This window comes from Sphingobacterium sp. NPDC055431 (genome assembly GCF_053644255.1).
Map to the genome: position 1 here is coordinate 144,736 of NZ_JBSHLH010000002.1, position 12,047 is coordinate 156,782.

Below are 12,047 nucleotides of genomic sequence, written 5' to 3' on the forward strand. Positions count from 1 at the left end.
ATGAGAATATTAAAAATAGTTAATAGCAACGATACAGGTGGTGTTTTTACTTGTGAGAGTCAATTTCTAAGGTTATTGCGTGAAAGAGGTGTAGATGTTGATTTAATAATTATTGGTAATGGTGATAAATTAAAAATTTATGAAGATCTTGCAGATGAAAAGTTCTATCTCCCCCAGACCGATTTCCTTTTTAGTGGGAGTGCATTAGATAGATTAAGTTCTTTAAAGAAAGCATACTTATTTGGAAAGAAATTTGCAAAGGAAATTCTGAAAACTTGTATTAAGAAGGATTATCAAGCTATCATATACAGAAGAGAAAATTTAATGTTTTTATCGGGATTAATAAGTAAAAAACTCAATGTTCCTTGTTACTGGCATATGGCGAATAGTGTTGGAAATAATACATCTAAAGTTGTCTATCAAGCTATCTGTAGATATTTAAATATAATTCCCATTGCAAACAGCGAATATACCCGAATTTCTCTAGGAGCTAATTTTTGCAAATATGTTATTTATCCTGGATATAATGAACAAAGATTAAAAAGCGGGAATGATTCATTTAGAAAAAAATATATTAGTGATAAGCAAAATGTAATTTTTGGAATGTTGACTAGGATCGAAGAGGATAAGGCTGTTGAGATTGTTATTAAAGCTTTTATAAAGAGTGAAGCATTTAGTGATTCTGTGTTAATAATTGCTGGAGGTCCTTTAACCACTGAATACTCTAAGTTTTGTCAAAGCATAGTGAAAGAATATTCTAATATTGTAATGATTGGCCCTATAACAGAAGTTGGTGATTTCTATTCAAGTGTAGATATAATGATTAATGGTAGAAGAAATGCAGAACCGTTTGGAATAACTATTGCGGAATCATTGTTTGCTAGTAAACCTATTATCGCATATTACAAAGGTGGCCCCAGTGAAATGATTAAAGAGGGAGAGAATGGATGGCTGGTTTATGATCCAACTATTGACGCATATAAAGATGCAATTAATATATCAATACGTGATAGACTAAAATGGCGGGAAATGGGAATCAAAGGTAGAAAACTCTCTGAAAAATATTCTGCTAGTGTAAATGTTGACAAATTAATTAAGATTTTAGTTAATCAATATACAAGCCTGAACCCTAAAAAATGATGCTTTATTCAAAAAATATCCAGGGAAGAGTAAGTGATATATTCGTTTTATATTTAGTTTTTGGGTCACCTTTATTACTTTGTATACCATCGATCATTGGTGGATCTTCACAATTATTTGTATGGTTGAATGTTGGAATTTCTACTTTTTTGGCGAGCATATTGATTTTTATGGGACCATTCTTAAACCGAAATTCTTTAACAATTTTGATAAAGGAGAACTTCCCATTAATAATTTTCTTTTCGATTTATTTATTTCATATGGTTTATGACTTGTATTTTTCAGATGTTGTTACTAGCACTTATTCTGATAATACGAGTTACTTTTTATATGTGTTTTTTGTGACACTTCTACCCACAATTGGTATAGCTTTTTCAAAAAATATCGATTTTGAAAAAATTTTATCAAAAGGCTATTATTTATTGTTGGCTACACTTTTACTATCAATGTGGTATAACTTTACTCATGGATCTCAGGTTAGCGACGACTTAAGAAGTGGAGGAAATGAAGTTATGGGACCATTGTCATATGGGCATTACGGAGTTAGTTTCGCTTTATTGTCAGTCTTTCAATTAATCAATAAGAACAATCTATTTTTTAAAATACTATATGTTTTAGGTATTTTATTGGGAATATTGGTAATGTACTTAGCTGCTAGTAGAGGTCCGCTCTTAGCTTTATTTGCGTGTTTATTTTTCCTTTTTGCGACGAGAATTGGAATGGTAAAAACCGTTTTACTGATGACATTATTAATTCTACCGTTTGTTTTCTTTTGGCAACAAATTGCTAGTTTTTTAAGCCAGTTTAACAGTAGTTTAATTGATAGGGTAATATATGCTGTTGAATACGGTGATTCATCAGGACGGGATGTTATATATGTTCAAGCATTTAAACAGTTCTTAAATAGTCCTTTTATTGGTGATTCGTTTTTGATTAATGATGGACTTTACGAAGGGTATTACCCACACAATCTTTTTATGGAGGCAATTATGGCAACTGGTTTAATAGGGGCTTTTTTCTTCTTATACTGGTTTTGTAGAACTTTATCTAGGTCCTATATAATTGTTAAAAATTACAAGCAATTTGGATGGATATCTATGTTGTTTGTACAATACATTGTATTTGGATTAAGTTCTAAGTCCTTTTATACAAATTATTTATTCTGGTTCTTTGGATTTTTAGTAATAAATTTTTACCTGCAGAGAAGAGAATTAGAGATTAGATTAGTAACAGATAAAGAGAAATAACATGAAAAATCATTTAATTAAATTTATAGTTTTAATCGTTTTTGTTTTACCAACTAATAACTTTGCCCAGACTTTTAAGGTGTTTTATTTACAACCAAGATATGAAAAAAGCGAGATTGATTATTTGAAAAATAACACTCTATACCATAAGTATTTTTGGCTAGGTCAAAGTGTGTTTTTTCCAAAAGGAGACAATAATTTTGATGTAAATAGTGTAAAAAAAAGATTAGAATTGTTTTTTCCTGATGTTAATGATAATTCTTATGTTTCTATTGATATTGAAGGAAAGATTATACAAGACCTTAATAGCGGTAAGCCAGGAGATGAAAAATTTGATAAATCAGAAGCTATTTTTATAAAAGCAATAAATGTAATAAAATCTTTTCGACCTAATTTAAAAGTAGGTATCTATGGCTTGCCAAGTCGAGTATATTATCAAAACCATTACAAGGGTGATGATAGTAAACTAATACCGATTTTAGAGAAATGTGATTATATATCTCCATCATTATATGTTGTTTATGCAGATTCGGATAAAGGAAGTGTTAAAAACGATGAATATTTTAAGTTCAATTTACAAAGGTCATTAGTCCTTGCGAAAAGATTAAATAAGGAACTTGTGCCATATGTATGGCCAGTAATTCATGGGAATAGTTCGAAGCACGGGGGCAAGTTAGTTGATGTGACTGCAATGAAAAGATATTTGAATATCATAAAAAGCTATTCTTACCAAGGTAAATCTGCAAATGGTGTATTATGGTGGGAGGAACCTGTTAATAGTAAATATTCGATTAAAAAAATTCAATCTAATGGATTTAATACTCGTAGTTTAAATTCTAGTAGTAAAAGTGCTAGTAATCCTGGCAAAGTTCTAATAGAATCAACTCAAGGGTTATGATAATTTTATATAAATATTAATTTTCTTAGTATAAATAGATGTCGAACAAAACCTGTTTAATATATAATTTTGGACAACATTATAGACTTGGTATTTTTAAATTAATTGATCAAGAGATTGGTTGTGACTTTTATTTTGGAAACAAGATGGATGATGTCAGAAAGTTGAATTATGCAGAATTAACTGGTTTCAAAAAGGAACTTAAAAACATTAGTCTGTTTTCTAATTTTTATTGGCAAGAAGGTGCAGTAAAAATATTATTCAATCGCGAATATAAAAACTATATAATTTTAGGCGATTATTATTGTCTTTCTACGTGGGTAATTCTTGTTTTGAATGTTTTTTTTAGAAAAAACGTATTTTTATGGACTCACGGATGGTATGGTAAAGAAACGCTGATAGTTTCTGCCATAAAAAAAACTTTTTTTTCTATGGCAGGAAAAATTTTGTTATATGGTGAATATGCTAAAAGATTAATGATGATTAAGGGTTTTAAGTCAGATAAGTTAAAAGTTATATATAATTCTCTTGATTATATAAATCAGAAAGTCATTAGAGAATCATTATTTGCAGAAAGTATCTATAAAAATTATTTCTTAAATAATAATCCCACAATCCTTTTCATAGGAAGATTAACAAAAGTTAAACAACTTCATCTAATATTTCATGCTCAAAAGAAAATGTTCATGGAAAAAAACTTCCCCATAAATGTAGTAGTTATAGGAGAGGGGGACGAAAAAAATAATTTATTAAATATTGTAAATGAATTAGATCTGAATAGCTATACATGGTTCACGGGCAAGTTATATGATGAAAAGAGTATCGCTAAATATATTTTTAACTCTGATTTATGTGTTTCGCCTGGAAATGTTGGTTTAACTGCTATACATTCATTAATGTATGGAACTCCTATTGTTACCCATAATGATTTTTCTTATCAAATGCCTGAATTTGAAGCGATAGTTGAGCATCAAACTGGATTGTTTTTTGAAAAGAATAATGTTGATTCTTTAGCAGATGCAATTTATAAGTGGTTTCAAATTAAACATAGTCGTGAAGATGTTAGAAAAAATTGTTTCAATATAATTGATGAAAAATTCAATCCTTTGTATCAGATTAAAATATTAAAAAATGTTATCGGAACTAATGATGAAACAATTGATTAGGAAATTATTTAGAAAATTGAAAATGTTTTATTACAGAACATTTGGTGGTTATAAGAATGTTCATTCTACATTTTATATTGGCGGAAGATCTATTATTTCTAAAGATATAAAAGCAGGACCGTGGTCATATATTGGTCCAAACTGTATCATTTATGAGAAAGTTGAGTTAGGTGATTATGCGATGTTAGCAAATAATGTTTCTATTATTGGTGCAGACCATGTTTATAACAATGCTGGTACTCCGTGCATTTTTTCTGGTAGAGATAAAATAGACAAGACAATTATTGGGAAAGATGTGTGGGTTGGAGCATTTAGTAAAATTAAAGCCGGAATAAAAATAGGAGATGGTGCGATTATCGCGTTTGGGTCAGTAGTAACAAAAGATGTAGATCCCTACTGTATATATGGAGGCGTACCTGCAAAGAAAATTAAAAACAGGTTTCTAGATGAAAATGACAAATTGATACATACCTCTATGTTGGCACAAAATTTTCAAGTAATAGGTTTTGATTTCGATGATTTATGTAAATAACAAAAAAATGAAAATAAAAGATAAGATACTTTTAATTACTGGAGGAACCGGGTCGTTCGGAACTGCTGTACTAAATCGGTTTTTGCAAACAGATCATTTTAAAGAAATAAGAATTTTCTCTCGTGATGAAAAAAAGCAAGACGATATGCGTAATCTTTATAAGAATAATAAGATTAAATACTATATCGGAGACGTACGTGATTTTGTATCAGTAGAACCAGCAACACGTGGTGTTGACTATGTGTTTCATGCAGCCGCTTTAAAACAAGTTCCGTCTTGTGAATTTTTTCCAATGCAGGCAGTTAAGACAAATGTAGAGGGCACTCAAAATGTTATTCGAGCTGCAGCATCTAATGGTGTAAAAAAAGTTATTTGTTTAAGTACAGATAAAGCTGCATATCCTATTAATGCTATGGGTATTTCTAAAGCAATGATGGAAAAAGTTGCAGTTGCAGAAGCTAGAAATCTGAAGGATACTGTTGTTTGTCTTACAAGATATGGGAATGTAATGGCTTCTAGAGGATCTGTAATTCCATTATTTCTAAATCAGATTCAAAAAGGAGAAGCAATTACAATTACAGATCCTAACATGTCGAGATTCTTCATGTCGTTGGAAGACGCAGTTGATTTAGTATTGTTTGCTTTTGAACACGCGAATCCAGGAGACTTATTTGTGAATAAGGCTCCGGCTGGCAGTATTGGCGATTTAGCTAAAGCGTTAATGGACTTGACAGGTAAGGATGTGCCTGTAAAAATAATTGGTACCCGTCATGGTGAGAAATTATACGAAACATTATGTACTCGCGAAGAAATGTTGAAAGCGGAAGACATGGGTGAATTTTATCGCGTACCGGCAGATAATCGTGATTTGAATTACGCGAAATATTTTTCAGAGGGAGAAGAAGATGTCTCAAAAGTAGAAGATTACCATTCTCATAATACACAGCAACAAGGAGTTGATGGCCTTAAAAAATTAATTTCCAATTTGCCATTAATACGTAAGGAAGTCTTTGGAGAAAATGTGACGCAATATCCGTATTAAATTAAGTGCAAAATGATTGAGAATATTCAAGGTGGTATTGCTAAAGACCACAGAGGACAAATTCGTTTTGTTAATGATTTTGATATGTCATTAGTTAAACGCTTTTATATAATAAAGAATACAGATTTGGCCTTGATTAGAGGATGGAGAGCACATCAAATAGAACAACGTTGGCTTTATGTCTTATCCGGTTCTTTTGCTATAGATATAGTAGAAATTGACAATTGGGATAACCCATCTAGAGATTTACCAATTATTAAAGAAATATTGAAATCTGATGAAAATCGAGTATTCCATTTGAGCTCTGGATATGGGACTGCTTTTCAAGCATTAGAAGAGAATAGCGAATTATTAGTTTTTTCTGATTTTGGTATAGATAATGCAGTAAAAGATGATTTCACATATTCATTAGATTTTTTCTTAAATAAACAATAATGATTTTAAAAGTTGGAATTACTGGACAAAATGGATTTGTTGGGAAACATTTATATAATAATCTGGGCTTATTAGCTAATGATTTTCAAGTAGTTGATTTTAATAAAGTTTGGTTTACGAATCCCAATTTGCTAGATGAGTTTGTTTCTAAATGCGACGTTATAGTGCATTTGGCCGCTATGAATAGACATGAGAATGAACAAGTTATCTACGACACGAATGTTGAGTTAGTTAATAATTTAGTCTCATCCTTGTTAAGAACAGGTTCCAAAGCACATGTTTTCATTTCTTCATCAACACAAGAGGAACGAGATAACTTATATGGACGTTCTAAACGTATAGGTAGGGAGACTTTAGTTAAATGGGCAGAAAAAAATAATGGTAAAACAACCGGCTTGCTAATCCCTAATGTATTTGGCTCTTTTGGGCAACCTTATTACAATTCTTTCATTGCTACTTTCTGTCATCAGTTAACTCATGGTGAAAGCCCATCAATTGCAAATGATGGAACTGTTAATTTAATTTATGTTCAGGAATTAGTTGAAGAGATAATTTTTTTAATTAAAAAAGCTGAACACCAACCCCTATCCATTGTAGAACCCACATCAACTAAAAAAGTAAGTGATGTTCTGGGGCTATTAGAAAAATTCAAGGTACAATATCTCGAAAAGGGAGGAGTTCCTGAATTAGAAGATAAATTTGAATTAAATCTTTTCAATACCTTCCGCTCTTATATGGAGCATAAAAATATTTATCCTCGAAAATTTCAATTACATTCTGACCCGAGGGGGACTTTTGTCGAAATAATTCGGACGGGAATTGGAGGACAATCATCTTATTCAACGACTGTTCCCGGAATTACCCGTGGCAACCATTTTCATACACGCAAAATAGAACGATTTGCCGTAATACAGGGTAAAGCATTGATTCAATTACGTAAAATGGATACGGAGGAAATCATCGATTTCTATCTTGATGGGACTGAACCTTCTTATGTTGATATGCCTATTTGGTATACCCATAATATAAAAAATATTGGAGAAGAAGAGTTAATTACCCTGTTTTGGATAAATGAACCATATGATGCAAATGATCCAGATACTTATTTTCTGGAGGTGTAGGAATTGTTCTAAATTAATTAAGGAATAGAAATTTATGAAAAAAATGAAAGTAATGACGGTCGTGGGTACTCGACCAGAGATTATTAGATTATCAAGAGTATTATCAGCATTAGATGCATCTGAAGCTGTTGAACATATTATTGTCCATACTGGGCAGAATTATGATTATGAATTAAATCAAATTTTCTTTGAAGATTTAGGATTAAGGAAACCTGATTACTTCTTAGAAGCCGCAGGGAAAACAGCAACTGAAACAATTGGAAATATCTTGATTAAGATTGATCCATTATTGGAAGAGTTGAATCCAGAAGCTTTTTTAGTTTTAGGTGATACAAATTCTTGTTTATGTGCCATTCCCGCCAAAAAAAGGCATATCCCTATATTCCATATGGAAGCAGGTAATAGATGTTTCGATCAAAGAGTTCCTGAAGAAACCAATAGAAAGATAGTAGATCATACAGCAGATGTTAATCTAACCTACTCTGATATTGCCCGAGAATATCTTTTGCGAGAAGGGTTGCCCGCTGATCGCATTATAAAAACAGGTTCACCCATGTATGAGGTTTTAAATTATTATTTATCTGAGATTAAAAAATCGAATGTATTAGAGAATTTAGGGCTTAAAGAGCATGAATTTTTTGTGATTTCTTCTCATAGAGAAGAAAATATCAATAATGAAAAGAACTTCCGCGGATTAATGGAGTCATTAAATGCTATTGCAGATAAATATCAATATCCAATTATTGTATCCACCCATCCCAGAACCAAAAATATGATAGAGAAGATGCAAATTGAAATGCGTCCACAGATACAGTTTCTAAAACCCCTAGGTTTTCATGATTATAATGCTTTGCAAATGCGTTCTTATGCATGTCTTTCTGACTCGGGTACAATCTCAGAAGAATCATCAATCTTAAATTTCAGAGCTTTGAACATTAGGCAAGCCCATGAACGGCCAGAAGCAATGGAGGAAGCCTCAGTAATGATGGTGGGACTCTCGCCTCAAAGAATTTTACAAGGATTAACGCAAGTGCTCTCCCAAAAAATTGGTGAAGATCGGAATTTTAGACCAGTAACCGATTATTCTATGCCAAATGTCTCTGAAAAAGTAGTGAGAATTATATTGTCCTATACAGATTATGTGAAAAGAGTTGTTTGGTCTGAGGAAATTTAATTTTGATGATAAAGAAAAAAATATTGATACACAGTATCGCTTTTAGCCCTGATGGAGTTTCAACAGCATACTTATATAACGATATTGCATTAGCATTTCAGAAAGCGGGATATGAGGTATCTGTATTAACTACAACTCCCCATTATAACGTAGTAAGTGAAGAGTTATTAAAGCAACCCATAAAGAAGAAATATTTAGGCTTGTTCTACGTTAGTGATTTTCATGGAATAAAGGTTATCCATATTCCACAAAAGAAGTTTAAATCTACTTTTTTACGAATCATTGGGTTTATTTATTGGCATTTATTAGGTATTTTAATAGGAGGAACTATTAAAGGTATTGATGTTATAATATCTCCTTCTCCTCCACTAACAATCGGTCTTATTAATTTAATAATAGGAAAGATTAAGGGGGCAAAAGTTGTTTATAATGTCCAAGAGATTTATCCAGACTTTTTAATAGAGCAAGGAGGATTAAAATCTAAATCAATTATAAATTTATTAAAATGGTTAGAACGATTTATCTATAATAAATCAGATGCAATCACAACGATTGATCAAGTTTTCTATGATACTATCATTGATAGATTTGACAATAAAGAAAAGCTTCATATAATACCAAATTTTGTTGACGCCAACTTATATGCTCCCCTAAAGGGTAATGAAGTTCAATTGGGTAAAGATTTTTCTCATGGCAATGCCTCACTAAAATTGATGTATGCTGGAAATATTGGACATGCTCAAGATTGGGAACCTCTGATAGAAGTTGCAAAACGTTTGAAGGGCCAAGAAATTGATTTCTATATAATTGGAGAAGGCATTATGAAGGATTATCTCATAACAAAAAAACAAACCCTCAAATTGGATAGAGTCCATATTCTACCTTATCAACCAAGAGATAAGATGCCTGAATTGTTGGCGTTTTCTGATTTGCAATTTATTTTTATGTCAAAAGAAATGGAAGGACATGGTTTCCCTTCAAAAGTCTATACAATTATGTCTTGTAAGCGACCGTTAATAGTATGTTCAGGAAAAAATACTTCAATTATCAATTTTCTTGAACCGATTGGTTGCGCAAAATTAATTACAGACAGTATTTTTGAAGATAAGGTAAACTCGATAGTAAATTTTATTTCCCAAGTAAAAAAGGAAGAACTTCATATTATGGGTGAAAATGGTTATGAAGTTATTCACTCAAGATATACGAAAGAAAAAGTAACCAAACAATATATAGATTTGGTGGAAAAACTTATAATCTCATGAAGGTTTTAATTACGGGTGCTTCTGGCTTTGTAGGGCAAAATTTGAGTCAATATTTAATTCTTCAAAACGAATACGAAATAATGGATGTTTCATTAAGAGATAGTAGCTGGAAAACTATTTCTCTAAATGGCTTTGACGCTATTATACATCTAGCAGGAAAGGCACATGATACATCAAACACATCGAATCCTGAGGAGTATTTTACTATTAACCGCGATCTTACTATAAGTTTATTTAATATGTTTTTGACTTCTGATGTGAGAGACTTCTTTTATTTTAGCTCTGTAAAAGCTGTTGCTGATACTATTGATGAGGTATTATCAGAGGATATCTTTGCCAATCCTTTGACTTCATACGGAAAATCAAAATTAGAAGCTGAAGAATACCTATTATCTAAAGAATTACCTAAAGGTAAAAGGTTTTTTATTATCCGTCCCTGCATGATCCATGGTCCAGGAAATAAGGGTAATCTTAATTTATTATTTAATTTTGTTAAACAGGGAATTCCTTGGCCATTAGGAGCATTTGATAATCAACGCTCTTTTTTAAGTATTGGTAATCTCTGTTTTTTAATTGAAAAAATGTTGAAAGATGAAAGTTTAGACTCTGGAATTTATAATTTTTCGGATGATAAATCATTATCGACAAATGAACTAGTTGCTTTGATTGGACGAACTTTAGGTAGAAATCCTAAGATTTGGAGAATAAATAGGAAGGTAATTAGTGATCTAGCAAAATTTGGAGATAAGTTATCCCTGCCTTTAAATTCAGAAAGATTGAAAAAGTTGACTGAATCATATGTCGTTTCCAACCAGAAAATAAAAACTAAATTAAGCATCGAACAACTACCTATTTCTGTAGAAGATGGCTTGATAACAACTATTCAATCATTTAATGTTAATGTAAAATAGATATTATGGAGTACCTAGTTTTATTTATTTTATTATTTTTTTTGGAATTGTTTTATTTCAAAGTAGCGCTTAAATTTAATATTATAGACAAACCCAATCTTCGATCTTCTCACACCACCATAACTTTACGAGGGGGAGGAGTTATTTTTTATTTAGGGGCAATCGCTTATTTTTTTTATTCAGGATATCAATACCCATGGTTTTTTCTCGGGCTTACATTAATGACATTGGTTTCATTTTTGGATGATATTTTAACGCTGTCAAATAAAATAAGGTTATTTATACATTTTGGATCTGTTTTATTAATGGCTTATCAGTTAGATGTTTTTAGTCTTCCGTGGTATTATCTCTTAATAACATTTATTGTCATTGTAGGTGTAATTAACGCGTATAATTTTATGGATGGAATTAATGGGATTACTGCTTCCTATAGTATAGTTGTTGCTACTCTATTAATAATTGTAAATTGTAATATTGCTTTTGTGGATCAGCGATTACTAAGCTATTCATTGATTGCACTCTTGGTGTTCTCATTTTTTAATTTTCGTATAAAGGCTAAAACATTTGCGGGAGATGTTGGATCAGTATCTATAGCCTATATATTATTGTTTGCACTAGGGGCACTAATTATTAAAACGGGCAATTTGATATATATATTGTTCTTAACCGTTTACGGAGTAGATACGGTATGGACTATTATTCGACGATTAACCTTAAAGGAAAATATTTTTGAAGCTCATAGATCTCATTTATATCAATATTTAGGGAATGAGGTTGGTGTAAACAAATTGCTAGTATCATGTTCGTATGCTATTCTTCAATTTCTAATTGGATTATCGGTTATTTGGATAAGCAGTTATCAGTTCGAGCTCCAATTGATTTTTGCAGGAAGCTTATTATTCGGTGTAAGCCTTGTTTATTTAATAATAAAAAGGCTTGTGATTAAAAAGTATGTTTAAAATGATTATCTCTTTTATATAGTTTTTATCACTGATAATCTTGTATTCTTGTCAGTATTTGAAAATTCAACTAATTATTAGATTTTAAGTTTTATAAATTATTTAGTGATCGTTTTTATTATAAATAACTGATTTGCAGCTCTTGTGAAGTTTTTGCAAG

Annotated in this window: 11 protein-coding genes and 1 pseudogene; all 12 read left to right on the forward strand. The window is 31.1% G+C overall.

Going from position 1 to position 12,047, the window contains the following annotated elements; translation table 11 throughout:
- The 12 genes and pseudogenes from ACWIB3_RS03565 (at window position 1) to ACWIB3_RS03620 (ending at window position 11,887) form a co-directional block, all read left to right on the forward strand.
- Window positions 1-1,140, forward strand: a complete 1,140-nt coding sequence (locus ACWIB3_RS03565) for a glycosyltransferase family 4 protein (RefSeq protein ID WP_454290896.1) — start codon at window positions 1-3, stop codon at window positions 1,138-1,140.
- Window positions 1,137-2,387: an O-antigen ligase family protein gene (locus ACWIB3_RS03570; protein ID WP_454290897.1), complete on the forward strand. Its 1,251-nt coding sequence runs from the start codon at window positions 1,137-1,139 to the stop codon at window positions 2,385-2,387. The genes ACWIB3_RS03565 and ACWIB3_RS03570 overlap by 4 nt, the downstream gene beginning before the upstream one ends.
- A 1-nt stretch (window position 2,388) precedes the next feature.
- Window positions 2,389-3,285 (forward strand): hypothetical protein, encoded by an 897-nt coding sequence (locus ACWIB3_RS03575; RefSeq protein WP_454290898.1) that lies wholly within the window; start codon window positions 2,389-2,391, stop codon window positions 3,283-3,285.
- A gap of 38 nt (window positions 3,286-3,323) precedes the next feature.
- Window positions 3,324-4,451 (forward strand): glycosyltransferase, encoded by a 1,128-nt coding sequence (locus tag ACWIB3_RS03580; RefSeq protein WP_454290899.1) that lies wholly within the window; start codon window positions 3,324-3,326, stop codon window positions 4,449-4,451.
- A 277-nt stretch (window positions 4,452-4,728) separates the two neighbouring features.
- Window positions 4,729-4,899: pseudogene (locus ACWIB3_RS03585) on the forward strand (DapH/DapD/GlmU-related protein); the annotation flags it as partial.
- Between the two features lie 91 nt (window positions 4,900-4,990).
- Complete coding sequence (locus tag ACWIB3_RS03590) at window positions 4,991-6,025, forward strand: polysaccharide biosynthesis protein (protein ID WP_454290900.1); 1,035 nt, start codon at window positions 4,991-4,993, stop codon at window positions 6,023-6,025.
- Window positions 6,026-6,037: 12 nt separating this feature from the next.
- The gene (locus ACWIB3_RS03595; protein WP_454290901.1) at window positions 6,038-6,460 is read left to right on the forward strand and encodes a hypothetical protein; all 423 of its coding nucleotides are present in this window, start codon (window positions 6,038-6,040) and stop codon (window positions 6,458-6,460) included.
- Window positions 6,460-7,581: a polysaccharide biosynthesis C-terminal domain-containing protein gene (locus ACWIB3_RS03600; RefSeq protein ID WP_454290902.1), complete on the forward strand. Its 1,122-nt coding sequence runs from the start codon at window positions 6,460-6,462 to the stop codon at window positions 7,579-7,581. Before ACWIB3_RS03595 ends, ACWIB3_RS03600 begins: the two co-directional genes overlap by 1 nt.
- A gap of 34 nt (window positions 7,582-7,615) precedes the next feature.
- Window positions 7,616-8,755 carry a non-hydrolyzing UDP-N-acetylglucosamine 2-epimerase gene (gene wecB, locus ACWIB3_RS03605; protein WP_454290903.1) on the forward strand — a complete coding sequence of 380 codons (1,140 nt, stop codon included), beginning with the start codon at window positions 7,616-7,618 and terminating at the stop codon, window positions 8,753-8,755.
- A gap of 5 nt (window positions 8,756-8,760) precedes the next feature.
- Window positions 8,761-10,017: a glycosyltransferase family 4 protein gene (locus ACWIB3_RS03610; protein ID WP_454290904.1), complete on the forward strand. Its 1,257-nt coding sequence runs from the start codon at window positions 8,761-8,763 to the stop codon at window positions 10,015-10,017.
- Window positions 10,014-10,928, forward strand: a complete 915-nt coding sequence (locus ACWIB3_RS03615; RefSeq protein WP_454290905.1) for an NAD-dependent epimerase/dehydratase family protein — start codon at window positions 10,014-10,016, stop codon at window positions 10,926-10,928. Before ACWIB3_RS03610 ends, ACWIB3_RS03615 begins: the two co-directional genes overlap by 4 nt.
- A gap of 5 nt (window positions 10,929-10,933) precedes the next feature.
- Entirely contained in the window at window positions 10,934-11,887 is a 954-nt protein-coding gene (locus ACWIB3_RS03620) for an MraY family glycosyltransferase (protein ID WP_454290906.1), read from the forward strand.
- The last annotated feature ends 160 nt before the right edge of the window (window positions 11,888-12,047 follow it).

What these genes read in the sequence shown, in the direction of transcription:
- ACWIB3_RS03595 (WP_454290901.1), top strand. Translation starts at nt 6,038, where the DNA reads ATGATTGAGAATATTCAAGGTGGTATTGCTAAAGACCACAGAGGACAA.
- ACWIB3_RS03600 (WP_454290902.1), top strand. Translation starts at nt 6,460, where the DNA reads ATGATTTTAAAAGTTGGAATTACTGGACAAAATGGATTTGTTGGGAAA.
- ACWIB3_RS03620 (WP_454290906.1), top strand. Translation starts at nt 10,934, where the DNA reads ATGGAGTACCTAGTTTTATTTATTTTATTATTTTTTTTGGAATTGTTT.
- ACWIB3_RS03570 (WP_454290897.1), top strand. Translation starts at nt 1,137, where the DNA reads ATGATGCTTTATTCAAAAAATATCCAGGGAAGAGTAAGTGATATATTC.
- wecB (WP_454290903.1), top strand. Translation starts at nt 7,616, where the DNA reads ATGAAAAAAATGAAAGTAATGACGGTCGTGGGTACTCGACCAGAGATT.
- ACWIB3_RS03575 (WP_454290898.1), top strand. Translation starts at nt 2,389, where the DNA reads ATGAAAAATCATTTAATTAAATTTATAGTTTTAATCGTTTTTGTTTTA.
- ACWIB3_RS03615 (WP_454290905.1), top strand. Translation starts at nt 10,014, where the DNA reads ATGAAGGTTTTAATTACGGGTGCTTCTGGCTTTGTAGGGCAAAATTTG.
- ACWIB3_RS03610 (WP_454290904.1), top strand. Translation starts at nt 8,761, where the DNA reads ATGATAAAGAAAAAAATATTGATACACAGTATCGCTTTTAGCCCTGAT.
- ACWIB3_RS03565 (WP_454290896.1), top strand. Translation starts at nt 1, where the DNA reads ATGAGAATATTAAAAATAGTTAATAGCAACGATACAGGTGGTGTTTTT.
- ACWIB3_RS03590 (WP_454290900.1), top strand. Translation starts at nt 4,991, where the DNA reads ATGAAAATAAAAGATAAGATACTTTTAATTACTGGAGGAACCGGGTCG.
- ACWIB3_RS03580 (WP_454290899.1), top strand. Translation starts at nt 3,324, where the DNA reads ATGTCGAACAAAACCTGTTTAATATATAATTTTGGACAACATTATAGA.